Origin of the sequence: Pseudomonas sp. BIGb0381 (assembly GCF_024809815.1) — a bacterium.
Lineage (GTDB): Bacteria > Pseudomonadota > Gammaproteobacteria > Pseudomonadales > Pseudomonadaceae > Aquipseudomonas.
Window position 1 is genome coordinate 318,412 of the sequence record NZ_JANUEN010000001.1, and the last position, 24,725, is coordinate 343,136.

Here is a 24,725-nt window from a genome sequence, read left to right on the forward strand (position 1 = left end):
TTTAATGACTCCCTTGCCTGCACCGCTGCGCTGGCTGCATTCCCTTGAGTGGCGCCGTGGTTTTTTTGACTGGGCACGCAGCGACGGCGTGACCTGGGTGTACATCTTCAAGGTGCTGATCGCCGCGTTCCTCACGCTGTGGCTGGCGATGCGCCTGGAACTGCCGCAACCGCGCACCGCGATGATCACCGTATTTATCGTGATGCAACCCCAGAGCGGCCAGGTATTCGCCAAGAGCTTCTATCGTTTCCTCGGCACCCTGGCGGGGTCGGCGGTGATGGTATTGTTGATCGCGTTGTTTGCGCAGAACACCGAGTTGTTCCTGGGGGCGCTGGCGATCTGGGTCGGCATTTGCACCGCTGGCGCGACACGCAACCGTAACTTTCGCGCCTACGGCTTCGTGCTGGCCGGTTACACGGCAGCGATGGTCGGCCTGCCGGCCCTGGCCCATCCGGATGGCGCCTTTATGGCGGCGGTATGGCGGGTGCTGGAAATCTCCCTGGGGATCCTGTGTTCCACCCTGGTCAGCGCGGCGATCCTGCCGCAGACCTCCAGCGCCGCGATGCGCAATGCGCTCTATCAGCGCTTTGGTGTGTTCGCGTTGTTTGTCACCGACGGCCTGCGTGGGCGCAGCCAGCGTGAAGGGTTCGAGGCCAGCAACGTGCGCTTTATCGCCGAGGCCGTGGGCCTGGAAGGGCTGCGCAGCCTCACGGTGTTCGAAGACCCGCACATGCGCCGGCGCAACGGTCGGCTCAGTCGCCTCAACAGCGAGTTCATGAGTATCACCACGCGTTTCAATGCCTTGCACCAGTTGCTCGAACGCCTGCGCACGGACTCCGCGGATCATGTGGTGGCGGCGATCAAACCGGGCCTGCAGGACCTGGCCGAAGTGCTCGACGGCTTCTCCGGTCGCGCCCTCACCAACCCCGATGCCGCACGCCTGGTCAACCAACTCAGCGCCTACAAGGACAGCCTGCCCGCCAAAGTGCGCAGCCTGCGTGCGACCTTCCAGGAGGGCAACCCGAGTGAAGCCGAGCAGCTGGATTTTCACACTGCTTATGAGCTGCTCTACCGCTTCGTCAATGACCTGCACAACTACGCGCAAACCCATGCCTCCCTGGCCGATCACAGCCATGCACGGGAGCAATGGGACGAAACCTTCAGCCCGAAAACCAACTGGCTGGCCTGCGCCGCCTCGGGGATTCGCGCGTCGTTCATCCTGATTGTGCTGGGCAGCTATTGGGTGGCCACGGCCTGGCCCAGCGGCGCCACCATGACCTTGATCGCCGCCGCAACCGTCGGCTTGTCCGCCGCCACACCCAACCCCAAGCGCATGGCGTTCCAGATGGCCTGCGGCACCTTGATCGGCGCGTTGGTGGGCTTTGTCGACATGTTCTTCGTGTTCCCGTGGATCGACGGCTTCCCGCTGCTGTGCGTGATGCTTGCGCCGGTGATCATCCTCGGTGCGTTCCTCGCCTCACGCCCGCAATACGCCGGCGTTGGCGTGGGCTTGCTGATTTTCTTCAGCACCGGCTCGGTGCCGGACAACCTCACGGTCTACAACCCCTACACCTTTATCAACGACTACATCGCCATGATCATTGGCATGCTGGTGTGCGCGGCGGCGGGGGCGATCATCCTGCCGCCCAACAGCCGCTGGCTGTGGCGCCGCCTGGAGCAGGACCTGCGCGAACAGGTGGTGTATGCCATCAGCGGCAAGCTCAAGGGGTTGGCGTCGAGTTTCGAAAGCCGCACCCGAGACCTGCTGCACCAGGCCTACGGCCTCGCTGTCGGCCAGCCGCAAGTGCAACGCGACTTGCTGCGCTGGATGTTCGTGGTGCTGGAAGTCGGTCACGCGATCATCGAGCTGCGCAAGGAACAGGCGATCCTGCCGGTGCATCCGGCCTATGCCGAATCCCAGCCGTGGCGCCAGGCGATCCGGGTGATGGGCCGCTCGTTGGTGCGACTGTTCCTGCAACCCAGCGCCAGCAACCTGGAGCGTGGCCTGATCGCCGTCGACCACGCGATCAGCCGCGTGCAGGCCACCGACGAACCCTTCGCCCCACACTTCGACACCTCGGCCCTGCGCCGGGTGAAAAGCTACCTGCACTTTATCCGCACCTCGTTGTTGGACCCGCAATCACCGCTGGCGGCCCTCAAAGGAACCCCGAATGCCTCGTGAAATCGCATTCCACGGCATCTATATGCCGACCATGACTCTCATGTTCCTGATCGCGGCCGTGCTGGCCTGGGCCCTGGACCGCTTCCTGGCCGGGTTCGACCTGTACCGTTTTTTCTGGCACCCGGCGTTGCTGCGCCTGAGCCTGTTCGTTTGCCTGTTCGGCGCCCTGGCGCTGACCGTCTACCGTTGAGAATGCCCGATGAAAAAGTTTTTCAGCCTGCTCGCGACCTTGCTGGTACTGGCTTTGGCGATCTGGATTGGCCGCACGTTGTGGGTGCACTACATGCAAACGCCGTGGACCCGCGACGGCCGGGTGCGCGCCGACATCATCAACGTGGCCGCCGACGTCACCGGCGAAGTGGTCGACGTGCCGGTGCGCGATAACCAGTTGGTGAAAAAGGGCGACCTGCTGATGCAGATCGACCCCGAGCACTACCGCATCGCCGTCAAGCAGGCGCAGTCCCTGGTCGCCTCGCGCAAAGCCACCTGGGAAATGCGCAAGGTCAACGCCCACCGCCGCGCCGACCTCGACGCCCTGGTGATCTCCAAGGAAAACCGCGACGACGCCAGCAACATCGCCGACTCGGCCCTGGCGGATTACCAGCACGCGCTGGCGCAACTCGAAGCGGCCGAACTCAACTTGAAACGCACCCAGGTCGTGGCGGCGGTGGACGGCTACGTCACTAACCTCAACGTGCATCGCGGCGACTACGCACGCATCGGCGAAGCCAAGATGGCCGTGGTCGATATGAACTCGTTCTGGGTCTATGGCTTCTTCGAAGAAACCAAATTGCCCCATGTGAAGGTGGGTGACAAAGCCGACATGCAGCTGATGAGCGGCGAGACGTTGAAGGGGCACGTAGAAAGCATCTCGCGCGGCATCTACGACCGCGACAACCCGGAGAGTCGTGAGCTGATCGCCGATGTGAACCCGACCTTCAACTGGGTGCGCCTGGCCCAGCGGGTGCCGGTGCGGATTCACATTGATGAAGTGCCGGAGGGGGTGTTGTTGGCAGCGGGGATTACCTGCACGGTGATCGTTAACCAAACGCCGAACTGAAATGTGGGAGGGGGCTTGCTCCCGATTGCGGAGTATCAGTCACTTGATACGTTGACTAAATCACCGCAATCGGGAGCAAGCCCCCTCCCACATTTGACCGAGTCAGGCCTTGATAAATGTTTCATGCAGATGACGCCACAGCAGTGCACCACTGGCCTGTTTCTCAAACACCACGGTCGCCCGGCGATCCGTCCGGGTGCCGCTGGCATCGACCTGATGCTCGCGATAAGTCACCGTGGCCCCGCGTGCATGCCGGTCAATCCCGGTCATTTCACTCAAGGTGATTTTCAACCCGGGGCGCATGCCGCCCAGGCGCGTGAACAGCGCATTGACCCCGGCTGCATTGACGCGTGTACCGGTGGCGGGGGCGATCATGCTGAAGTCGGGGGAGAAGCGCGCAAGCAGGCTTTGCAGGGTGCCTTCTGGCGCAACCCCGGCAAACCATTGTTCGATCTCGACGTGGGTCTGGATCACTTCTTCAAAAAAATCGCTGTAGTCGATCATTTACAAACTCCCATTCAAACCAAAGCGTTTTTTCAACACGGCTTCCAATAATCCCTTGGGCAACAACGCCGCCATCAGCGGCAACGCCCGGCTGCCATTACCCGAACGCAACAGGCGCGGCGGCTGTGGTTGTTGCACCGCCTTGAGCACATCCGCTGCAAACACGCTGGCTGGGGTGGGCTTGTCCTGAGAGGCCTGGCTACGGGCGCGAATGCCCTCGCGCAACGGCCACCACGGCGATTTTTCGTTGATCAACAGCTCGGCCTGGGCACCGGCGTTTTTTGCAAAGCTTGTATTGATGGCGCCGGGCTGCACTTCCATCACTCGGATGCCAAAGGGTGACAGCTCCATGCGCAATGCATCACTCAGCGCATGCACTGCCGCTTTGGAGGCGCAGTAGGCGCCGGCAAACGGCGTGACCAATACGCCGGAAACGCTGCCGATATTCACCACCAGGCCTTTGCTGCGGCGCAGGGCCGGGAACAGTGCCTGGGTCACGCCGACGATGGAAAATACATTGGTCTCGAACTGGCGCTGCATCGCTTCGGTGCCGCCATCGAGCAGCGGGCCCATGGCGCCGTAGCCGGCGTTGTTGATCAGTACATCCAGCTCGCCCAGCTGTTCGGCCAGGCGCTGTAACGCCGCACTGTCATTGACGTCGAGTTCGACGGCATTGAAACCCGCAGCGGCGAGGGCGGTGACGTCTTCCGGGCGGCGGGCGCTGGCCCACACGTTGAAACCGGCGGATTTGAAGGCATCGGCCAAGGCGCGGCCAATACCGCTGGAGCAACCGGTGATCAGTACGTTGGGCATGGATCAGTCCTTTGTCAGTCCGAGAAACTGCCTTGCAGGTGCTCGGCGCGAAATTCCAGGGTTTGCGGGCGGTAGCCGGGGCGCAGGGGCGGTGTGGGCAAACAATCGTCCCAGGTGGCGCCGGCCTGCAACTCGCCGGGGCCGCGATAGCGTGGAGCGGCGTAGACGTTGTCGGCCAGGTTGACCGTGTCGCCCGGCGCATAGGCGGCGACGCGCCAGCGCAGTTCAGTCAGCGGCACGTCGTTGCCGTTGTTCAGGGTCAGCTTGAGCGGGCGGTCAGCCGGGCATTCCTGCGGGGCGTAGCTGATGCGCAGTTCAAGGCGCGCCAGTTGCGAGGCTTCGCGGCTGTCCAGCCAGACCACCCAGACGGCCACGCAACCCAGGCCTGCCAAGGCAGCCAGGGAAACCGGAAGGGCCTTGGCCGGGTAGCGCAGCAGGAGGATCAGCCAGGTGATGATCAGGAGAACGCCGAAGAACATGGAGACCACCTCGAATAGGGAACGAGCATCCTAACTTAAGCGTAGGTGGGATTGGCTACCTTGAGTGCTGTGGTGGGTGTGCCGGCCTCATCGGGGGCAAGCCCCCTCCCACCTTTGATCTGCGAATACATTCAAATGTGGGAGGGGGGTTGCCCCCGATGAGGCCCGCCCAGCCAGCGCAAATCCCAAACAAAAAGCCCCCACCCAACCCACTGCGGATAGGGGACGCAATGGGCTGGGCGAGGGCTTCTTTTTACGACTGTTTTACTGCGCGATAGTTTTCACCGACACGCCACGTTCAACCGGGGTCGAGCGACCATAGATATCTTCAAACCGCTCGATATCGTCTTCGCCCAGGTAGCTGCCCGATTGCACTTCGATGATCTCCAACGGGATCTTGCCCGGGTTGCGCAGGCGGTGCACCGAAGCGATCGGGATGTAGGTGGACTGGTTCTCGCAGAGCAGGAACACGTTCTCGTCACAGGTGACTTCGGCGGTGCCGCTGACTACGATCCAGTGTTCGGCGCGGTGGTGGTGCATCTGCAGCGACAGGCACGCGCCCGGCTTGACCGAGATGTGCTTGACCTGGAAGCGGCCGCCCATGTCCACCGAGTCGTAGGAGCCCCACGGACGATAGACTTCGCAGTGGTTCTGGGTTTCGCTGCGGCCCTGTTCGTTGAGGGTGTTGACCATCTGCTTGACGCCCTGGACCTTGTCCTTGTGGGCAATCATCATCGCGTCCTTGGTTTCCACCACGACGATGTTTTCCAGGCCGATCACTGACACCAGTTTGCCGTTGCCGTGGATCATGCAGTTCTTGCTGTCCTGGATCACCACGTCGCCCTTGGTGACGTTGCCGTTGGCGTCTTTATCGTTGACCGCCCACAGCGAAGCCCAGCAACCCACGTCGCTCCAACCGGCGCTCAACGGTACTACGCAGGCGCGCTGGGTTTTTTCCATCACGGCGTAGTCGATGGAGTTGTCCGGGCAGCAGGCGAAGGTGGCTTCGTCGAAGGTCACGGTGTCGGCGTCTTGCTGGCTGCGTTCCAGGGTCAGCACGCAGGTGTCGTAGATGTCCGGGTCGTGCTTTTTCAGCTCTTCCAGGAAGCGGCTGGCGCGGAACAGGAACATGCCGCTATTCCAGAAGTAACCGCCGCTTTTGACGAACTCGACGGCGCGTTTTTCATCGGGTTTTTCCACGAACTGCTGCACGCGGCTCACGCCTTCGGGCAGCAGCGAATCGTTGGTGGACTTGATGTAGCCGTAGCCGGTTTCCGGACGGGTCGCCGGCACGCCGAACAGCACCATCTCGCCACGCTCGGCGGCCACGGTGGCCAGGGCCAGGGCACGTTGCAGGGCTTTTTGGTCGTCGATCACGTGGTCGGCCGGCAGCACCAACATCAGTTCATCACGGCCTTCGTTGACCAGCATCATCGCGGTGAGGGCCACGGCCGGCGCGGTGTTGCGGCCGAAGGGCTCCATCAGGATGCGCTGGCACTCCAGCTTACGGTTGGCCAGTTGCTCGTTGACGATAAAGCGGTGGTCCTTGTTGCAGACCACGATCGGGGAGTCCATGCCTTCGAACACCAGGCGTTCCAGGGTTTGCTGGAACAGCGTGTGCTCGCCGGTCAGGGCCAGGAATTGTTTTGGGAACTGTTTACGGGAAAGCGGCCAAAGACGTGAGCCGCTACCACCGGAAAGGATTACTGGGATCATGTGTTTCTCCTTGAATCAATTTGGGTCAGAGCCTGTGGGAGGGGGCTTGCTCCCGATGGCGGTGATTCAGTCAGTACATCTGTTACTGAACCACCGTATTCGCGAGCAAGCCCGCTCCCACAAGGGGGAGCGTCAATTTCAAAAGCTAATCAGCGGGTCGACACCGGGCGCTTGACCCAAACTGGCGACAAACTCGAACCCGAGCCGGTGACATACAGCACCGCCGCTTCACCACGTTCCAACGCAACCGGCTTCACATCGCCGACTTTCTTGTCACCGTCATACAACGCCAGGCTCACCTTCACCGGGTTGATTTCACGTTCGCCACGGCCTTTGGCGGCCACCGACTTGACCACGTCGGTCTTGCCGTCGGCGGTCTTCAAGGTCAGGGCCTTGTCGCTCAGGTTCTGCACGCGCACCAGGGATTTCTGCTTGTTCTTGAACGGCGGTTCTTCGATCAGCTGTGGCTGGCCGCTGCTGTTGTTGACCAGGGTGTAGTAGTGATCGGCGGCGAGTTTGACCGGCACGGTCTGGCTGCCGATCTTGGCGCTGTAGTCGCCGCCGGGCATGAAGCTGAAGTCGCTGCTGGCCAGTGGGGCCACTTCGTTGAGGTTGGTGCTGCCAACTGTCGCGCTGACTTCCTGATTGGAGGCGTTATAGACGCGTACGAAGCTTGAGCCTTTCGGCGCGACAGGGCCGTACAGGGCGGCGTCACCACCGGCGAAGGCAGACATCGATACAACGCTCATGCCGGCAACCAGTGCCAGGTTCTTGGCGAGACGACGCGGAGTAGTAGTGAAAGTCATGTGAGTTACCTCTCTTTCAGTTTTGCGCCCGGTCGGGCGTCTCGGATTTTGGGTTTTTAGCTGGGGTGTTGATTGCCATGTTTTGTTGGCGCGAACCGGCTTGTTTAAGTTGCGCAACCCACGATGGGTCGGCATCACCGATTTCGTTGTTCACGGGCAGATAACGTTCAGGAAACTCCCAGATCAGCACCTGTGGCGGGCTGTTCTTGAAGTCGTCACTTTTCAGGTAGCTGAGCATCGGCAGGATCGGGCCGTGGCCGTCTTCGGCGTAGCTGACCACGTCGCTGCCCAAGGCTTGCTTGAGGGCGCCGACGAAGTTCCAGTTGGGGTTGGCGCTGTAGCTGGTGCCCACCAGTGCCACCGGGGTTTCGCTGTCGCTGAACAGCGCGTCGTCGCCTTTGGTTTCGGCCAGGTGCGTGACGCGTTTTTGCAGCGGCTCCTTCGGCGGCATCAGGTTTTCGAACAGCGGGTCCAGGGGCAGGAACAGACGCAGGTCGCCTTTATGCGGCTCGGTCTTCTCGGCCTCGGTGACAAAACGCTGCGGCTCGCCGTGGAGCGGGGTCTTATCGGCGATGGTTTGAGCCAACTGCTTAGCGGCGATTTCGGCGCCATCCGGGGTCCAGTGGGTGTCGGTGCGCAGGAACACTTGCTTGCCGCTTAGCTTGGCCTGTTGCAGCGGGCCGAGCAGGTCCGGGGCGATGATCTTGTCGGCGGCGACACGGGCGTGGAAGTCCTGGTACAGGTTGGCGTGGATGCTCGCCGGTTTCACTTCACCCAAGTGTTCCGGGTACAGGCGCACCTTGGCCGGCACGATCGCCATCACCAACTGGATGCCCTGGGCCTTGAGCTTCTGGCGTACGCCTTCGACCAGCGCGTAGTTGCCTTCAAGGTTCTGGTCTTCGTTGACGGCGGGGTTGAACTCCTCGTCGCTGTACAGCCAGTGATCGCGGCCCAGCACCACGCCAGGGCGACCTTCATTGAACAGCTTGTAGTCCAGCGCGGCCCAGAGGTTGGTGCCCAATCGCTTGATCGGGAACTCCTCGTCGTAATGGGTCTCGACGGCCTTGGTCCAGCGACCGTTGAGCACGGTCGCGTCGGCGTTGGTGCTGAAGCCCAGGAAGCTGCGCAGCGACCAGGCACCCAGGGCCAGCAGCACCACCAGGAACAGGCCGATATAGAGGACGCGTAATGAACGGGTCATGGTCGGCTCCCTCAGAATTGGAAGTAAAGGAACGGCGAGAAACTCTGCGCCGACAGTTTGAGAATCGACGCCACGAACAGCAGCAGCACCGCAGCGCGCATGGCGTAGCGTGGCCAGTCAGCGGTCCAGTAGGCCGGTTGCACGGCAGCGTCGCGACCTACGGTGAAACCTGGCTCGTGGATGCTGCCTGGGTTGTCGCCCGGCACGGCCTTGATCAGGCTCGGGTCGGCCGGCTTGGTTTTCTCGGCAGGGCGGTTGGTGTAGAAGTCGCGCAGGCCGAAGAACGCCAATGTTGCGTACGCCACCACCAGGGTTGCCACTTGCAGGCCGGTGAGGTTGGCGCGGTTGAGTTCCGACAGCGACCACTCGCCAAAGCTGAACATCGCACCGTACATACGGCCGGCGACGTGCAGGTTTTCGGAGCGGAAGATCACCCAGCCCATCACCACCAGCAGGAAAGTGAAAGCCCAGCGGAGGACGTTGAAACTGCGTGGTGCGGTGTTGAGGCCGATGGCTTTTTCAATCGCCAGCCACATGCCGTGCCAGGCACCCCACACGATGTAGGTGATGTTCGCACCGTGCCACAGGCCACCGAGCAGCATGGTCAGGAACAGGTTGCGGTAGGTGGTCAGCGTGCCTTTACGGTTGCCGCCCAGGGTGATGTACAGGTAGTCACGCAGCCAGGTGGACAAGCTGATGTGCCAGCGGCGCCAGAACTCGGTGATCGACTGGCTGATGTACGGCTGCTTGAAGTTTTCCATAAAGCGGAAACCCATCATCAAGCCCAGGCCGATCGCCATGTCGCTGTAGCCGGAGAAGTCGAAGTACAACTGCGCGGTGTAGGCCAGCGCCCCCAGCCAGGCATCGCCGGTGGTGGGGTTTTGCAGGGCGAAGCAGTGGTCGGCCACCACCGCCAGGGTGTCGGCGATGAAGACCTTCTTGATGAAACCTTGCATGAACCGCGTGCAGCCCTCGGAGAACTTGTCGAGGGTGTGGGTGCGGTTATTGAACTGGTCGGCCAGGTCGCGGAAACGCAACACCGGGCCGGCAATCAAGTGCGGGAAGATCGCCACGAACGCCGCGAAGTCGATGAGGTTGCGGGTGGCCGGGGTATCGCCACGGTACACGTCGATGATGTAGCTGATGGACTCGAAGATGTAGAACGAGATCCCGATCGGCAGCAGCACGTGGGTGAGGATAAACGGCTCCAGGCCCGCCGACTTCATCATCACGTTGATGCTGTCGACGCCGAAGTTGGCGTACTTGAAGTAGCCGAGGATGCACAGGTCGACCACCACGCCGAGCAGCAGCCAGCGCTGGGCCGGCTTAGTGCGCACGCCGGCGGCACCGACCTTGAGGCCGATCCAGTAGTTCCACAGCGTGACGGCCGCAAACAGCGCCAGGAAGTCCACTCGCCACCAGGCGTAGAACACGTAGCTGGCCAACAGCAGCAGCAGGTTGCGATAGCGTTGCCCGCTCAAGTAGTACAAGCCGAGAAAGATCGGCAAGAACAGAAACAGGAACACATTGGACGAGAAAACCATCCCGATCTCTCCATGTTTAACCAACAGTCAAGGGCCAGAGCCCCCCCAAACCCCCCCACGAAAAAACGGGGAGGGCGGTACAACATTCCTACTGACGAAACCGGCTCAAAAATGTGGGAGGGGGCTTGCTCCCGATGGCGGTGTAACAGTCGCCATCTGTGTTGAATGACACCCTGCTATCGGGGGCAAGCCCCCTCCCACATTTTTTACCGAGTTCGCTCAGGAACCTTTGTTGCCTTTTTCATGCGCCGGGTCGTAGACCTTGGTCAGGTCACCCCCGAGGCGGAAGGTCTTGAACGGTTGCATCCCGTGCTTGCGCTCGATCACATCCGGCGCGCAGGTGTAGAGGGTGCAGAACGGTTCGAGCCAGGCATACTTCATGTCCTCCTTGAGGTCCTTCATGTCCTGCTCTTTGCCGTTCTTCTGTTCGAAGATCTCCGGGTCCTTGACCCCGGCCAGCACTTTGTCGCCCAGGCGCTTGAGCGCGCTGTTGTTTTCCTGGCGCAGGTCAACACCGTTGACCAGGGCAAAACTGGCGATCATCGACAGCGGCGGCAGGGCGTAGTTGTGGTACGACAGGGCACGTTGCTGACGTTTCAACTCGTTCGGCAAGAAGCCTTGGTCGTCGACCTGGTTCACGCCGACCTTGTATTCCTTCACGGCCCAATCAAACAGGTCGCGACGGTTGGTGGCGATGGAGGTTGCCATCACCGACCAGGCAGCCCAGTAGGAGTGGTTGTTGGTTTTTTCCAGCGGCAGGTTGTCCCAGTCGCTCACCACCTGATCGGCCAGTTTGTTGAACCAGGCTTCGATCAGTTGCGATTCCTGCTGGTGATTGGCCAATGGGTGCGAGTCGGAGAACTTCAGGCGTACATAGGCCGACGCCATGCTGCCCAGGGCCCATTTGCGCATGGACTTGCCGGTGTGGTTGAAGTCCTTGGACATCAACGCATCGGCCTTGGCCCAACTGGTCAGCCAGTTGAGCGTGCATTCCAATTGTTCCGGACGACCGTCGCGCATGAACTGCATCACGCGCTTGCTGGTGTCTTTTTCCAGCTTGGTGATGTCGGCGGTGCTGTCGCGAAAGGCTTTTTCCGACTGAACATTCAGCGTGGAACGGGCCTTGTCGGAGCCTTCGTACTTGCTGCGAAATTGCAGCGAGCCGGTGTACGGCGCCGGCATGGCATCGCAGTCATTCTTGAAGTCGCCGGTCTTGAACGCTTCAATCGGTGCGAAGTAGCCCTGGGGCGGACGCAGTGGCGCGGCGGCGTTGGCTGCACCGGCGAAGATCGCCAGGCCCAGCAACGATGGAATCAATAACTTCTGCATAAGTAACCTCATTGCCCGAGTGAGGCAGTCTTCTGACCGCCGCTTGGGAATACGTTGCGTGTGCAAATTTTCGCTTCGACCTTCTGCGCGGCAGCGCCCGCTTCGGGGCCCTGTACTTCGACCGCCAGCAAGTTCTGCGAGGCCCAGTCTTCATCGGTGCGCAGTTCAAAGGCGAAACGCCCGTCTGTATCGGATGTTTCGGGCTTCTCGATCTTGATGTCCTCGTGGCGCCCGTTCATGTACCAGAGGGTGGCTTGCAAGGTTTTCACCGACGGGTCGGCGAAGCGGATATCAACCTGGTGATTGGCGTTACGCAGGTCTTTGTTCGAACTGTTAACCATCAATTCGTTCTTGCCGGGTTTCAAGGTAGTGCTCGCGCTCATCTGCGCGGTCTTGCCTTCGCAGCCGTTGTCGAGCAGCGACATCATCTGGCGGTAGATGGTCTCCTGGTCCAGGCGATACAGCGGCGAGAACTCCCAGATAAGGATTTTCGGCGGGCTCTTCTGGAAATCGTCGCTGCCCAGGTACTGGATCATCGAACCTTCCAGGCCACCGCCGGGGAAGGCGACGTTGAGGATATCGGCGCCGATTTCTTCTTCCAGGAACCCGGCGAAGTTGTAGTTCTTGCCGCTGTGGCTGGTGCCCACCAGGGTGATCTGCGGGTTGCCCGAATCGCCGAACAGGTCGCCATCACCGGCTTCGCCTTTCGGCTCGGTGGTGAACTGGTCCATGTACTGGATCGCGTAGCTGGTGCCGCACAGTTGCCCGGCCATGTTGTGCAGGGTGCCGGTCTTGCCCATGCGCCCGGAGCGCTTGGTCTCGAATTCGCGCTTGGGAATCTCGGCATATTCAGGCATCTGCTTAACCTTGGCCGCGACGATTTTCGCCGTGCGCTGGGCGCCGTATGGGGTCCAGTGCTGGTCGCCGCGGAAGTAGAAGTCGTGGGCCGGCAGTTCGTCCGGCAGTTGCTCGTTGGTCAACGGCGACAGGTCCGGCACCACATAGCCCATCTTGGCGAAACGGCCGAGCATGGTCTTGTAGTTGCCCAGGGCCTTGTCGAAATCGAACGAGGCTTTTTCCGCAGGGTTGAGCTTGTTGCGGTTCACCAGGCCACGGGTCGGCTGGTAGACCACCACCAGTTCCACGCCCTTGGCCTTGAACGCATCGTGTAACTGCTGCATGCGCTTGTAGCCGGAAGGGCTGGTGTCGAATTCGGTGCGCAGGTCTTCCTGGGTACGGAACAGCCAGTCGCCCTGGGCTTGCACCAGGGTGGTGAAGTTCTGCTGGTAGCGCGTGGTGTAGTTCTTCGCGTCGTGGGCGGCCGGGCACAGGCTGCAGCACGGTTCGGCAGTGAAAGTCGGCGCCTTGATTTCGTCGGCGCGCACGCCCTGGCTGGCCGCGAGCAGGCCGAGGGTCAGACCCGAGAGGCTCAGCAGTTTGATCATGTGTGGGTGCATAAGGGTCATCCTCAGTCCTGCATTTCGGTCTGGCGTTCGACAGGGTCGATCAGCACGGCTTTCTGCTGGCGCACCAGCAGGTCGAGAATTTCTTCCTGACGATCGCCCAGCACGCCGGAGAAGCTGATGCCGCTGGATTTGGTCGGCGCCAGCATCGACACGCGGTACAGCTCGATACTCAATGGCGAGTCGATGGACAGCGGCCCGCTGCCGTTACCCGCCAACTCACCGCCGACCACGATCAGCGAGACCTTGGCGTCGAAGGGGTCGAGGGCGATGTCGCGGTCGGTGTCGGTCAAATCCTTGATGTGGCCGTACACGCCGGTCAGGCCGTTGGCCATGGCGGTGTTTTCGTACAGCTTGATGTTCACGCTGTTACGCACGCGGATGCCGTGGCGACGGTTGCTGATCACCTTGTTGCCCCACAACAGGTTGTCGCCGCTCTCATAGAGGGTGATGCCGTCGGTGTGGTTGCGGTAGATCTCGTTGTCGGCAATCAGGTTGTTGACGCTGTTACGGTCGATCACCAGGCCCGAAAGCTTGTTGTCGTAGCTGCGGTTGTTGAAGATGAAGCTGTCGTTCACTTCCCGGGAAATGATGATGCCGTGCTTTTTCTTGGTGCCGTAGACGGTGTTGTCCGCGATGATCAGGCCGTGGGAACGGTCGTGGGGGTCAATGCCGTAGACGATGTTGTCTTTGTAGGTATTGCCCTTGATCACGAAGCCCGTGGTCTCGTAGCAGTAGAAGCCGTACCACATGTCCGAGAACTCGGAATCGATGATCCAGCCGGTCGGCTCAGGGCGCTTGAGCACCTTGGCCATGTTCGGCGTGTACTGGGAAATACTCACCCCGTACGACTTACTGTTGGCATAGCCGAAGCTGGCCATCTTGGTCTTGGAGATGTAGGTCTCGGTGCCGCCCCAGGACAGCAGGAACGGGCGGAATTCCTTGGGCGACTTGAACAGCGCCGGGCCATTGGCCTTTTCGTCCCAGCCGGTGATCTTGGTGTCACGCACAAACAGCTGGCCGTCGTTGATCAGGAACGAACCGGCCTGCTGGGACAGGCGCAGCTCCTGGGTGTGTTTATCGATGTCCAGGATGCCCTTGCGGCCGACCACGATCGGCAACTTGGCCAGGAACACGCCCGGCGAAGTTTCGCTGAAGTACTGCTTGGGCACTTTGCCCAGCAGGTCCTTGAGGTTCATGTAACCGTCGTCGACAAAGATCGCCTGGGGAATGCCGTGCTGGCGCACCACCCATTCGGCCATCTTGTTGTCGCCGCCGATAAAGTCCTTGAGGGCGTCTTCCTGCATCATGCGGCGGATGCTGATCTTGCCGGGCTTGGTGCGTACGATCTTCTTTTCCATCGCTGCGGCGGTGTAGCCCGACAGGTCCGGCAGGGCAGGCTTGGCCATTTCCAGCGGCGCGGTCGGCGGGCTGGAAATGGTGTAGGTCTTGGCCTGTTGCAGTTCCTTGGCGATGGTCGGCGCCTTGGCCGCCGTATCGGCGAACGCTGTGGCACTGGCCACCAGCATTGCCGCGACGAGTAGGCTTTGAGCATTCATTGCACAGGCTCCCATCAGAATTTCCAGATCACGTCGACAAACGCGCGATGCATGTACGAGTCGACCTGGCTGCCGTAGGCGTCACCCGGTTTGAACACACCTGCACGGAAACGCACCAGGGCCGACGGCTCGTCGATCGACTGGCTGAGCGCGGCCGGCAGCAGGCCGGTCTTGAAGTACTTGGTGACGACCAGGTCCATTTCCTGGCCCAGGTCTTTCTTGCCGTCTTCAAGCGGCAGGGAAGTGCTGGACAGGATCGCGCCGGTCACGTCATCGGTGTTGTTCTGCACGGCGTCGATGCCGTTGCTGCCCACCGGCTTGTTGCCGTCGACACGCCAGAACTTGTGGTACACGAGGCTGGCGTCATAGTCCTCACGCAGTTGCCAGGAACCGAACAGGCTCATGGACTGCATGTTGTTCATCTCGCCACGAAACGCTTCGCCGAAACGGTGCACGCGGGACTGGGTGCCGGTGAAGTTCGAACGGTTGCTTTGCAGGCCGTTCTGCTCGTACTCGGCACTGGCGCGGGCATAGGCCGCACCCACTTGCCATTGCGGGTCCAGACGCAGGCGAATACCCAGATCGGTAGCCCAGCCACTGACGTCATCGCTGCGCTTGGCCTCTGTCGGACGGGTGCCGTCGGCGTTCAAGGCATTGACCGAGTCGCGGTCGCCTTTCATGCCGGTGATGCTGGCCCAGTAGTTGACGGTGTTGGTGTTGCGCCAGTTGTAGGCGTCGCTGTTGGCTTCGATGCCGAGCCAAGTCAGGTCGCCGTTCTCGCGTTTGTCCAGCGAATCGGTGGCCACGCCCGGTTCCGGGTAGTCGAGCTTGCCGTTGTCATGGGTGTGGTGGCCACGCAGGCCGATCCACTGGCCTGGCGTCCACTGGTAGGACGCGTCGGCGTAGAGGTGCTGACGGTCCTTGTCCTTGGGCGACAGTTCCTTGAGGTCGGTGCGGTATTCGCTGAAACGTTCGGCGACGCCGACGTTGGCCTTGAGCAGGGTGGTGTCGAAGGTCCAGTTCAGCGCTTCGATGTTGGTGTCGCGCCATTGGCCGTCGTCGTTGCGCAGGCGTTGGCGACCGAGCTTGAGAATCTCGCCGGGGTAGGGCGTGAAGCCGCTGTAGCCAACCCAGAACTCGCGCATGGCCAGGTAGTTTTTCTTGGTCTTGCGGTCGTTGTTGGTGGTTTGCTGGTTTTCGTCATCCGCCGACTGTTGCAGGGTGTCGGTCTCGATGATGTCGCTCGACACGACTGCTTGGCCCATGGCGTAGGCACTCCACGCGCCGCTTTCGCCGTAGATCCACGGGCGCAGATCGAGGCCGATACCGTTGACGTCGCCGCCTTTCTGGGTGCCGAGGTCGCGGTCATCTTCGGACTGCGCGGTGGCTTTGACTTCCAGGCCGAAGTTCTTGGCTTCGGTCAGCGCGGCCAGGGTCGGGCACGACCACAGCAGGGCGAAGGTCAGGCCGATGCCGGCCTGCACGAATGGATTGAGCTTCATAGGGATTCCTCGCCGTCTTCTTCTTCCAGGGCGTGCAGTTGCAGCGTGCTCTGGGCCAGGGTGCCGCGTGCGGCCAGTTCCTGTTGCACCAGGCGTTGGCCTTGGGCGCGTTGTTCTGGCGTGAGCGGGGCTTCGAGCTGCGTGGCCAGGTCATTGGCCTCTGGCGTGTCCTGGGCTTTAGCCAGTTGGCTGAAGACATAGGCATTCAATGGGTCGGGCTTGGTGCCCTTGCCTTGGGAAAACAATTGGGCGATGGCGAAGTCGGCGCTGTTCTGGCCGTTGCGCGCAGCGGTCAGCAGATGGTCCAGGGCTTTTTGTGAATAGACCTGGCCCAGGTAACCACGGCGGTAGATCTGGCCGAGGTAGTAGTCGGCAGCCACTTCGCGGCCCACTGCTTTCTGGAAGTGCGCTTCAGCCGCCTTGGCGTCCGCCGGCACCCACTTGCCTTCGTAGTAGAGCTTGCCCAGCAACAGCTCGGCGCGCGGCTGGTCGGCGGCGCGGCCGTTGTCCAGGTACTTCATCATCTGGTCGACGTCGCCCAGTTCGGGGAAGTCGTAGAGCAGTTGCGCCAGGCTGACCCAGGAAGCGGGGTAGCCGGGGGCGATTTTTTCCAGCAGGGCCTGGGCGGTTTTCTCGTCGGTCTTGCCCAGCGTGGCGTCGCCCAATACGCGGGCTACGCTGTCGACGCGTTGGGCGGTGACGGTGCCGCGGCTGTAGCCGGCTTCCATCTGCTTGAGCAGTTCGGCCTGTTTTTCCGGCTCGGCTTTTTTCTGGTAGACCGTGGCCAACTCGACGTAGCAGATATCGGTGGCGTTCAACGCGGCCTTACAGATGCGCTCAACGTCATCCAGATGCTGGTCGTAGGTGTCCTGGGTGCGATACAGCAGCACCTGGGCCAGGCCGGCTTCCGGGTAACCGGCGGCCTGCCACTTGCTGATCTGCTGCTGGGCATTCACGTTGGGGAAGCTGTGCGGGTATTGCAGGTACAGCATCGCCAGCGGGATCAACGTGTTGCCTTCGCCATTGGCAAAGGCTTTTTTCAGCAGGCCTTCGGCTTCATGGTGTTCGGCTTCGGTGGAGCCTGGCTTGGCCACCAGCAGGCGACCGAGACGCGCCTGGGCACGCGGCGAGGTATCCGCCGCGGCACGGTAAGTGGCCTCGGCCTGTTTGATTTGCGCCGGATCGCGGGTGCCTACCTGGATATCGGCCAGGCCCACCTGGGCCTCGCTGTAACCCAGGTCTGCCAGTTGCTGGTAATTCTGCTGCGCGGTGACGGTATCGCCACGCTTGAGCGCTTCATTGGCCAGGCGTTGGTCGGGCAGGCCGGCGCAACCGGCGAGGGCGATGGCCAGCGCCAGGGGCACCGGCAGGGTTCGAAGGGCGCTCATGATTAAAGACCCGCAGCCATGGCTTTATCGATCAGCCAGTTCAGGGATGGGCCACGGTCGCTGGTCACTTCCACCGGGCGGCCGGCGTAGGCGCTGTCCAGCGGGGCGTCAGGCTTGATCTGTACGCGGATGTCGGAGGACAGGTCGGCGCTGTTCAGGCTGGTGCTGCTGACGATGGTGCCGGTGCGGGTCTGCTCTTCGTCGGCCACCTGGAAGCTCACCGGGGTGCCTGGGCGCACGTCACCGAACTGACGATAGGAGAAGCGTGCTTCCACATTGGCCTGGCTGCCGCGTGGCACCAGTTGGAAGATCACGTCGCCTTTGCTGGCGTACTGGCCGTCGGCGACCAGTTGCTGGGCGACCACGCAATCGCACGGCGAGGTGAGGGTGCCGGTCATTTGCTTGCCGAACAGTTCTTCGACTTTGGCCGGTTGCAGCTGGTCTTCGTCCAGGTGGCCCTTGAGCACATCCAGCATGCTGGTGCTGAAGGTCGCCAGTGGCGCACCTTTGGCCGCCACCGCGTCGCCTTTGAGCAGGCTTTGCACGGTGCCGTCGCGCGGCATGGTCACGTTCATGCCAGGCACGCTTACCAGGCCCGCCTGGGCGTGGCTGACGAAGTACATGCCGTACACCGACTTGAAGACGAAACCGAAGGCTGCGAGACCCACCAGGAAGATCGCCAGGCTGAACGTCACGGCGCGCAGGCGGCCGAAGGCGCTCATGTTGCTGCCGCCGTCCTTGACCTTGCGCGCCTTGGTGAAGTTGTCGCGTTGCAGGGTCGCCAGCACATCACCCATGGTCACGATGTCGCCCGACAGGTGCGAGGTGATCAGGTGGCGCAGGGTGGAAATATCCTGGGCGTCGAGGTTCTGGAACTGGCAACCGGTGCGGCCGCTCTGGCGGTCGTAGGAGCGGATCTGCAGCTCCACATCCATGGCCAGGCCGAGGTTATCGATGACGAATTGCAGGCGACCCTTGTGCACTTCACCCACGGTCAACGGCTGGGTGGCGGTGAACGCCAGGCCGCCGGCGGACAGGTCGATGACCCGTGCTTCGGTCTGGGTGCGGTCAGTGTTGAAAAAGCGCAGCTTGGCCGGGATTTTGACCCGGGCATGTTGGCGCTGGGCTTCGGATTCGTGGACAACGTTGGCGTTTACTTGGCTGTTCATGACGGTGTAATTCCTTGGTTAATTCAGGCTTGGCAGGGTCAGACCATCATCAGCAACACGGCAACGAAGATGCTGCCGGCGGAGAAGGTCATGGTCCGAGACGACCAGGTGTTGAACCAACGTTGAAAGCTGGCCAAATCGCGGGTCAGTTTGGTGTCCTGGCGTGTCCAGGACTGTTGATCAAGGCGGAAGAACACGTAGATCTTCACCAGCGCGCCCATGATCTGGTTGTAATAGAGAATCACCGGGTAAGCCGGGCCGATCTTGTGGCCGGAGCACGACAGCAGCAGGGTCAGGATCAGGCGGGTGATGCCGATCCACAGCAGGTACGCGAGGATGAACGCGCCGCCGTACTTGAAGGTGGCGATGATTGCCACGGTCAGGCCGAGCAGGGAGGTCCACATCGACACGCGCTGGTCGAACAACACGATGCTGGTGAACAGGCCGAGGCGGCGTACACCCAGGCCGAGGGCTCGAGAGTTCTGGCGCAGGTTGTTGCCGTACCAGCGGAACATCAGCTTGCGGCTGGCCTTGATAAAGCTCTTTTCCGGCGGGTGTTCCACGGTATGGATCGCGGCATCGGGCACGTAGAAGGTGTCGTAGCCCAGGCGCATCAAGCTGAACCAGCTGGACTTGTCATCACCGGTGAGGAACTTGAAGCGGCCCAGGCGCCAGTGTTGCAGCGAGTCGCTTTCCACGTCGGCGATAAAGCCTGGGTCAGTCACGACGTTGGCACGAAACACCGACATGCGACCGGTCATGGTCAGTACGCGCTTGGACAGGGCCATGGAGCACATGTTGATGTGGCGCTGGGCGAAGCGCAGTTTGTGCCACTCGCTCATGATGTAGCCGCCGCGCACTTCGCAGAATTCGTTGGTGGTCAGGCCACCGACGTTGCCGAACAGCTGGAACCACGGCACGGTCTTGCGCACCACGCCTTCGGCGAGCACGGTGTCGCCATCGATCACGGCAACCACGGCGCGGTCGTCCGGCAGGTGGCGGGAGATGGCGCGGAAACCGAAGGCCAGGCCGTCGCGTTTGCCGGTACCGGCGATACGCACGAAGTCGAGCTTGACGTGGTCCGGCGGGTTCATGCGTTCCCACAGGCTCTTGACCAGCAGCTCATCGGACATTTCCACCAGCGAGCAGACCACGGTGGTCGGGAAGCCGCATTCGATGGCCTCGCGAATCACCGAGCTGTAGACCTGCGCGGTGGTCAGCGCATCGATACGGAAGCTGGTGACCATCAGGAACACGTGGGACGGGTCCGCAGCCTTGCCCAACTTGCGTACTTTACGGCGCAGGTGCGGGTAGACCACGTACAGGAACAGCATGCCGCGAAAGAAATGCGTAGCACCCATCGAGTAGCGCCAGATACCGACGGCGCCAATCAGGAAAATAAAATTCTTCGACTCGGAGTCGAACGTACTCGCCGGCAACAGCAGGGCGAGACCCATCAGCAGGCTCAGAAAGAACAGCCAGCCGGCGGAGTGGAGCAGTACGTGTTTTAACTTGGACATAAGCGTCATCCGAAGGTGAAGAAGGCTTCGAGCTGCAAGCGCTGGGGATTGATACGCCTGCAGCTCGAAACTTACCGTTGCTGTTACCAGCAAATGCCTTCGGTACGACCGGTCGTGCAGGTCGCCTTGGACATGAAGCCCACCAGGTCGATCACTTGCTTGCCGTGCGGTGCGTTCTGCGCCAGGGAACGGAACTTCTCGTCGCGGTTGCCGAGGATGATCACGTCGGAGTTGTTGATCACGTCATCGAAGTCCGAGTTGAGCAGGGACGACACGTGGGGGATTTTGCCTTCGATGTAGTCCTTGTTCGCGCCGTGCACACGGGCGTACTCGACGTTGCTGTCGTAGATGCTCAGGTCGTAACCCTTGCCGATCAGCATCTCGGCCAGTTCTACCAGCGGGCTTTCGCGCAGGTCGTCGGTACCGGCCTTGAAGCTCAGGCCCAACAGGGCGACTTTGCGTTTGTCGTGGCCGGCGACGATGTCGAAGGCGTTCTGCACCTGGGATTCGTTGCTGCGCATCAGCGAGTTGAGCAGCGGCGCTTCCACGTCCAGGGAGCTGGCGCGGTAGGTCAGGGCGCGAACGTCTTTAGGCAGGCAGGAGCCGCCGAAGGCAAAGCCTGGGCGCATGTAGTACTGGGACAGGTTGAGGGTCTTGTCCTGGCAGACCACTTCCATCACTTCGCGACCGTCGACGCCGACTGCCTTGGCAATGTTGCCGATCTCGTTGGCGAAGGTGACCTTGGTGGCGTGCCACACGTTGCAGGTGTACTTGATCATCTCGGCCACAGCGATGTCCTTGCGGATGATCGGTGCGTCGAGTTCTTCGTACAGCGACTGCAGGACATCGCCGGAGGCTTTGTCGAATTCGCCGATGACGGTCATCGGTGGCAGGTCGTAATCGGCGATGGCGGTGGATTCGCGCAGGAATTCCGGGTTGACCGCAACGCCGAAGTCGACGCCGGCTTTCTTGCCGGAGCAGTCTTCGAGGATCGGGATCACCACGTTGGCGACGGTGCCCGGCAACACGGTGCTGCGTACCACGATGGTGTGGCGGGTGGTCTTGTCACGCAGGACAAAACCGATCTCGCGGCATACCGATTCGATGTAGTTGAGTTCCAGGTCGCCGTTTTTCTTACTCGGCGTGCCGACGCAAATCATCGACAGGTCAGTATCACGGATGGCTTCGGCGAAGTTGGTGGTGCCGCGCAGTCGACCGTTTGCGATGCCCTGGCTCAACAGTTCGCCCAGACCCGGCTCGACGATCGGCGATTTGCCGGCGTTGATCAGGTCGATCTTTTCCTTGGAGATGTCTACGCCAACCACTTCGTGGCCACGGGCAGACAGGCAACCGGCACACACTGCGCCAACGTAACCCAAACCAAATATGCTGATGCGCATCGCAATTACCTCTGTATTTAAATCATGCCATTAGATGGCCGGAGTTCATGTTTGCAAACGTCACAAATGCCGCGAAAGTTGGGCGAATAGACGCCGACTTGCCGCGTACAGGCATGTTGAATAACGAGTGACTAACTATTGCACTCAAGTTGTGCGCAACTTGGCCTTGTTATTGGGGCCTGCCCTGAAATGCAGCCAGCCTTCTTGGGAGAAGGGTCTGGCGCCAGTGCCGCAGGGCCTTGATAGAGGCTGTAAGCCTTTAAATATCAACGCCTTGGGGTGTCTCACTGACCCATTAGGGTAAGCACAGCCTTGGCCTTATAGTTCGTGGCAATGGATCCTTATCGCCGCTCTCAACTAATCGGTTGGTAATGTGACCACTGAGTCAAAGTTGAATATGACAACTTCGCTACTTCCGTTGGTCCGCCTTGTAAGTCATCTCCTACAGAAACAGAGAATTTCGTTACCGGTGGTATGAGCGGTGCTTTAGGACGAAGTTCCTGGCCGCTCATCCTGTTTCCGGAAATTTCTTGAAATATAGGCAAAGATGGCACTGGTACTATATTGATAGCACTTGCTATTTGGGCCAGTAGTTACAGGTAGTTGGTGTACGGGGATAGTTTTGTGCCACTAGTGATTTTAAAAAGTGGTGCCACTACGAAAAAAAATTGGAAATGTCGAGTGAAAGAATTGTTAGGGATGTGTCGGTATATTTTTTGACGTCAAATAAGTGACGATTTTTGGTGTGGAATGCAGGCAAAAATGTGGGAGGGGGCTTGCCCCCGATTGCGTTGTGTCAGTCGACTATGTATCGACTGATGCACTGCCATCGGGGGCAAGCCCCCTCCCACATTTGGATTTCGTTGTCTGAAAGAGGCTGGTACGGCGTTATTCCGGTGCGTGATCGCGCAAGAACACCAGATTGTCCGGCTTGGACTGCTCCGCATTGAAGCGGTAACCCTGCACATCGAACTGCTTGAGCTTGGCCGGATCGTTGATGCGCTCTTCGATCACGAAGCGGCTCATCATGCCTCGGGCCTTTTTTGCGTAGAAGCTGATGATCTTGTACTGGCCGTTCTTCAGGTCCTTGAACTCGGTGTTGATGATCCGCGCGTTCAGGGCCGTGCGCTTGACCGCCGAGAAGTACTCGTTGGAGGCCAGGTTGAGCAGTACGTCGTCGCCTTGTTCGGCCAGGGCTTCGTTCAGCCACTCGCTGATGCGCGTGCCCCAGAAGGCGTACAGGTCCTTGCCACGGGCGTTGGCGAGTTTGGTGCCCATCTCCAGGCGGTACGGCATCATCAGGTCCAAGGGGCGCAGCAGGCCGTACAGGCCCGAGAGCATGCGCAGGTGGTCCTGGGCGTAGCTGAAGTCGGCAGCGGTGAAGGTCTCGGCGTTCAGGCCGGTGTACACGTCGCCCTTGAACGCCAGCAAGGCCTGCTTGGCATTCTCAGGGGTGAAGGCCGGGGTCCAGCTGCCGAAGCGGGCGGCGTTGAGGCCGCCGATCTTGTCGGACACGTGCATCAATTCGCTGATCTGCGCCGGGCTCAGTTCGCGCAGTTGCTCGATCAGCACCTGGGAATGGTCCAGGTACTGCGGCTGGGTAAAGCGCTGGGTCACCGCTGGGGTCTCGAAATCGAGGGTTTTGGCGGGGGAAATCACCATCAGCATGAAGTCGTCTCCTGTAATCGTGCGGGGATTCTAGGGGCTCGGGCGTTTTGACTCCACCTATGATGGCGATAGGCGCGATCCGCTATGATGGCCGGTGACTCTGGAGAGGGAGACCCTGTGTGCGAATAGCGCTTTTGTTGTCGGCTTGCCTGCTGTGCCTGAATGCCCAGGCGGCGCCGGTGGATGTAGCCAGTCTGGATCGTGGTACCTGGCCGGAAAAACTCAGCAGCCCGGCGCTGTTCGATGTGGCTTCGCGTGCGGAAATCCTGATGTTCGCCCACAGCCTGCTGGCCAGTGAATCCCTGGACGAAGCCGCACTCAAGCAGCGCCTGGGCTTGAAGATCATCAACCTGGCGGCCATCGACGACCTGCGCCGCGAGCTTTGGCAGCGCCTGCTGGAGAACTACACCTTTGCCCAGCAGAGCTGCGAAGTCGACGCCTCGTTCTGCTACCTGGTGGAGAGCATGGACGACCTGCGCGAGCAGGCCGGCAAGTTGGCGATCAGCGAAGACTCTTTCTATATAGGCTGGGCAGCCCCCAGCCATGCCTTCCATGAGCGCTATCTGGACGAACTGCTGCGCAAGGCCGCGCTGTTTCCGCAGATCAGCAGCGAAGTTGCGCGCTTTGGCGAGCATGAACGCAATGGCGACGAGTTCAACGACCGCCTCTTCCTGCTGACCTTCGACGGCGGACCGGCGCCGGTCGGCGGCAATACCGACTGGGTCGCCGACTACCTGCGCAAGCAGAAGATGAACGCCACCTTCTTTGCCCTCGGCAGCAGCCTGCAAACCCGTGTGGAGCGCAGTTCCGCCGCGGAGGTGGAGGCGTTGTACCAGGGGCAGTGCGTCGGCACCCAGGGCTGGCAGTACCGTTCCCACAGCCATTGGGTGGACTGGCAAGGCTCCATCACCCGCAGCGCGCAGTTGGTGCAGAACCTGATGCCGGAAAACTACGTGCCGCTGTTCCGCCCGCCTTACGGGCAACGTCGCGCGGACAGCCAGGGGTTTTTCCAGTCGCAGGGCTTGCAGGTGGCGTTATGGGACATCGATTCCCAGGACGAGCCGGGCAAGCTCAAGGCCGATGAGTCGGCGCAGCGGGTGCTGACGTTGATGCTGTTGTGGCGCAAAGGCGTGATTGTGTTTCACGACACCCAGGACAAGGCGCGGGTGGCACTGCCGATGTTGCTGCAGGCAACGGCGCAAAGTGGGCTGGGTTGGCAGGACTGCCGGGAGGCATTTCGTTAAAAAGATGAAGTGCCCGGCCCTGTTGGGCGAGAGGCATTTTTGGGGCAATTTTGTGCGACATTTCGATGCAGGCGGACTTCCGACTTTAACGGTGCATCGGGCACTCGGCTAGTGCTATTCGTCATCCTGAAAAATAAACTTCAAAAAAGCGTCAAAGTGCTTTTTCCTGTCATGGGTT

Annotated in this window: 20 protein-coding genes; 4 read left to right on the plus strand and 16 right to left on the minus strand. The window is 60.9% G+C overall.

The window, feature by feature from the left end:
• Positions 1 to 4 precede the first annotated feature (4 nt).
• From M2397_RS01555 to M2397_RS01565, 3 genes are read left to right on the plus strand one after another with little or no spacing between them, the layout of a single operon-like run.
• Complete coding sequence (locus M2397_RS01555) at positions 5 to 2,182, plus strand: FUSC family protein (protein ID WP_259242175.1); 2,178 nt, start codon at positions 5 to 7, stop codon at positions 2,180 to 2,182.
• The gene (locus M2397_RS01560) at positions 2,172 to 2,372 is read left to right on the plus strand and encodes a DUF1656 domain-containing protein (RefSeq protein WP_017738673.1); all 201 of its coding nucleotides are present in this window, start codon (positions 2,172 to 2,174) and stop codon (positions 2,370 to 2,372) included. Before M2397_RS01555 ends, M2397_RS01560 begins: the two co-directional genes overlap by 11 nt.
• Before the next feature lie 9 nt (positions 2,373 to 2,381).
• Positions 2,382 to 3,242: an HlyD family secretion protein gene (locus tag M2397_RS01565; protein WP_167654752.1), complete on the plus strand. Its 861-nt coding sequence runs from the start codon at positions 2,382 to 2,384 to the stop codon at positions 3,240 to 3,242.
• Positions 3,243 to 3,344: 102 nt separating this feature from the next.
• Here the strand turns inward: M2397_RS01565 and M2397_RS01570 are convergent, their stop codons facing one another.
• The 16 genes from M2397_RS01570 to yaaA all read right to left on the minus strand — a co-directional run bounded on the left by M2397_RS01570 (position 3,345) and on the right by yaaA (position 23,303).
• A complete protein-coding gene (locus M2397_RS01570; protein WP_145335283.1) occupies positions 3,345 to 3,746 on the minus strand; it encodes a nuclear transport factor 2 family protein in 402 nt (133 codons plus the stop codon).
• Positions 3,747 to 4,559, minus strand: a complete 813-nt coding sequence (locus tag M2397_RS01575; protein WP_259242176.1) for an SDR family oxidoreductase — start codon at positions 4,557 to 4,559, stop codon at positions 3,747 to 3,749.
• Between the two features lie 14 nt (positions 4,560 to 4,573).
• On the minus strand, positions 4,574 to 5,038 hold the full coding sequence (locus M2397_RS01580; RefSeq protein WP_131698358.1) for a multidrug transporter: 465 nt from the start codon (positions 5,036 to 5,038) through the stop codon (positions 4,574 to 4,576).
• A gap of 264 nt (positions 5,039 to 5,302) precedes the next feature.
• The gene (locus tag M2397_RS01585) at positions 5,303 to 6,754 is read right to left on the minus strand and encodes a mannose-1-phosphate guanylyltransferase/mannose-6-phosphate isomerase (protein WP_027604735.1); all 1,452 of its coding nucleotides are present in this window, start codon (positions 6,752 to 6,754) and stop codon (positions 5,303 to 5,305) included.
• A 149-nt stretch (positions 6,755 to 6,903) separates the two neighbouring features.
• On the minus strand, positions 6,904 to 7,560 hold the full coding sequence (locus tag M2397_RS01590) for an alginate O-acetyltransferase AlgF (protein ID WP_259242177.1): 657 nt from the start codon (positions 7,558 to 7,560) through the stop codon (positions 6,904 to 6,906).
• Positions 7,561 to 7,576: 16 nt separating this feature from the next.
• Positions 7,577 to 8,761 (minus strand): alginate O-acetyltransferase, encoded by a 1,185-nt coding sequence (locus M2397_RS01595; protein WP_145335279.1) that lies wholly within the window; start codon positions 8,759 to 8,761, stop codon positions 7,577 to 7,579.
• An 11-nt stretch (positions 8,762 to 8,772) separates the two neighbouring features.
• Positions 8,773 to 10,305, minus strand: coding sequence for an MBOAT family protein (locus tag M2397_RS01600; protein ID WP_053131362.1), 1,533 nt, complete (start codon positions 10,303 to 10,305; stop codon positions 8,773 to 8,775).
• 219 nt (positions 10,306 to 10,524) lie between these two features.
• Positions 10,525 to 11,634, minus strand: a complete 1,110-nt coding sequence (locus M2397_RS01605) for a mannuronate-specific alginate lyase (RefSeq protein ID WP_090409225.1) — start codon at positions 11,632 to 11,634, stop codon at positions 10,525 to 10,527.
• 8 nt (positions 11,635 to 11,642) lie between these two features.
• Complete coding sequence (locus M2397_RS01610; protein ID WP_131698534.1) at positions 11,643 to 13,091, minus strand: alginate O-acetyltransferase; 1,449 nt, start codon at positions 13,089 to 13,091, stop codon at positions 11,643 to 11,645.
• An 11-nt stretch (positions 13,092 to 13,102) separates the two neighbouring features.
• Entirely contained in the window at positions 13,103 to 14,671 is a 1,569-nt protein-coding gene (gene algG / locus M2397_RS01615; RefSeq protein WP_167654756.1) for a mannuronan 5-epimerase AlgG, read from the minus strand.
• Complete coding sequence (locus M2397_RS01620; protein ID WP_259242178.1) at positions 14,671 to 16,158, minus strand: alginate export family protein; 1,488 nt, start codon at positions 16,156 to 16,158, stop codon at positions 14,671 to 14,673. The genes algG and M2397_RS01620 overlap by 1 nt, the downstream gene beginning before the upstream one ends.
• Positions 16,155 to 17,546 (minus strand): alginate biosynthesis TPR repeat lipoprotein AlgK, encoded by a 1,392-nt coding sequence (gene algK / locus M2397_RS01625; RefSeq protein ID WP_259242179.1) that lies wholly within the window; start codon positions 17,544 to 17,546, stop codon positions 16,155 to 16,157. The genes M2397_RS01620 and algK overlap by 4 nt, the downstream gene beginning before the upstream one ends.
• Positions 17,547 to 17,548: 2 nt before the next feature.
• Positions 17,549 to 18,715 (minus strand): alginate biosynthesis protein Alg44, encoded by a 1,167-nt coding sequence (locus tag M2397_RS01630; RefSeq protein ID WP_131698351.1) that lies wholly within the window; start codon positions 18,713 to 18,715, stop codon positions 17,549 to 17,551.
• A 38-nt stretch (positions 18,716 to 18,753) separates the two neighbouring features.
• The gene (gene alg8, locus M2397_RS01635; protein WP_053131348.1) at positions 18,754 to 20,235 is read right to left on the minus strand and encodes a mannuronan synthase; all 1,482 of its coding nucleotides are present in this window, start codon (positions 20,233 to 20,235) and stop codon (positions 18,754 to 18,756) included.
• Positions 20,236 to 20,318: 83 nt separating this feature from the next.
• The gene (locus M2397_RS01640; protein ID WP_131698349.1) at positions 20,319 to 21,635 is read right to left on the minus strand and encodes a nucleotide sugar dehydrogenase; all 1,317 of its coding nucleotides are present in this window, start codon (positions 21,633 to 21,635) and stop codon (positions 20,319 to 20,321) included.
• 888 nt (positions 21,636 to 22,523) lie between these two features.
• Positions 22,524 to 23,303, minus strand: a complete 780-nt coding sequence (gene yaaA / locus M2397_RS01645; RefSeq protein WP_184744599.1) for a peroxide stress protein YaaA — start codon at positions 23,301 to 23,303, stop codon at positions 22,524 to 22,526.
• A 119-nt stretch (positions 23,304 to 23,422) separates the two neighbouring features.
• Between yaaA and M2397_RS01650 the strand changes: the two genes are divergently transcribed.
• Positions 23,423 to 24,547: a polysaccharide deacetylase family protein gene (locus M2397_RS01650; RefSeq protein WP_145335271.1), complete on the plus strand. Its 1,125-nt coding sequence runs from the start codon at positions 23,423 to 23,425 to the stop codon at positions 24,545 to 24,547.
• The last annotated feature ends 178 nt before the right edge of the window (positions 24,548 to 24,725 follow it).

Bases quoted from the DNA above. Each gene is read 5' to 3' on its own strand.
- M2397_RS01555 (WP_259242175.1), top strand. From the start codon at position 5: ATGACTCCCTTGCCTGCACCGCTGCGCTGGCTGCATTCCCTTGAGTGG.
- M2397_RS01560 (WP_017738673.1), top strand. From the start codon at position 2,172: ATGCCTCGTGAAATCGCATTCCACGGCATCTATATGCCGACCATGACT.
- M2397_RS01565 (WP_167654752.1), top strand. From the start codon at position 2,382: ATGAAAAAGTTTTTCAGCCTGCTCGCGACCTTGCTGGTACTGGCTTTG.
- M2397_RS01570 (WP_145335283.1), bottom strand. From the start codon at position 3,746: ATGATCGACTACAGCGATTTTTTTGAAGAAGTGATCCAGACCCACGTC.
- M2397_RS01575 (WP_259242176.1), bottom strand. From the start codon at position 4,559: ATGCCCAACGTACTGATCACCGGTTGCTCCAGCGGTATTGGCCGCGCC.
- M2397_RS01580 (WP_131698358.1), bottom strand. From the start codon at position 5,038: ATGTTCTTCGGCGTTCTCCTGATCATCACCTGGCTGATCCTCCTGCTG.
- M2397_RS01585 (WP_027604735.1), bottom strand. From the start codon at position 6,754: ATGATCCCAGTAATCCTTTCCGGTGGTAGCGGCTCACGTCTTTGGCCG.
- M2397_RS01590 (WP_259242177.1), bottom strand. From the start codon at position 7,560: ATGACTTTCACTACTACTCCGCGTCGTCTCGCCAAGAACCTGGCACTG.
- M2397_RS01595 (WP_145335279.1), bottom strand. From the start codon at position 8,761: ATGACCCGTTCATTACGCGTCCTCTATATCGGCCTGTTCCTGGTGGTG.
- M2397_RS01600 (WP_053131362.1), bottom strand. From the start codon at position 10,305: ATGGTTTTCTCGTCCAATGTGTTCCTGTTTCTGTTCTTGCCGATCTTT.
- M2397_RS01605 (WP_090409225.1), bottom strand. From the start codon at position 11,634: ATGCAGAAGTTATTGATTCCATCGTTGCTGGGCCTGGCGATCTTCGCC.
- M2397_RS01610 (WP_131698534.1), bottom strand. From the start codon at position 13,091: ATGCACCCACACATGATCAAACTGCTGAGCCTCTCGGGTCTGACCCTC.
- algG (WP_167654756.1), bottom strand. From the start codon at position 14,671: ATGGGAGCCTGTGCAATGAATGCTCAAAGCCTACTCGTCGCGGCAATG.
- M2397_RS01620 (WP_259242178.1), bottom strand. From the start codon at position 16,158: ATGAAGCTCAATCCATTCGTGCAGGCCGGCATCGGCCTGACCTTCGCC.
- algK (WP_259242179.1), bottom strand. From the start codon at position 17,546: ATGAGCGCCCTTCGAACCCTGCCGGTGCCCCTGGCGCTGGCCATCGCC.
- M2397_RS01630 (WP_131698351.1), bottom strand. From the start codon at position 18,715: ATGAACAGCCAAGTAAACGCCAACGTTGTCCACGAATCCGAAGCCCAG.
- alg8 (WP_053131348.1), bottom strand. From the start codon at position 20,235: ATGTCCAAGTTAAAACACGTACTGCTCCACTCCGCCGGCTGGCTGTTC.
- M2397_RS01640 (WP_131698349.1), bottom strand. From the start codon at position 21,635: ATGCGCATCAGCATATTTGGTTTGGGTTACGTTGGCGCAGTGTGTGCC.
- yaaA (WP_184744599.1), bottom strand. From the start codon at position 23,303: ATGCTGATGGTGATTTCCCCCGCCAAAACCCTCGATTTCGAGACCCCA.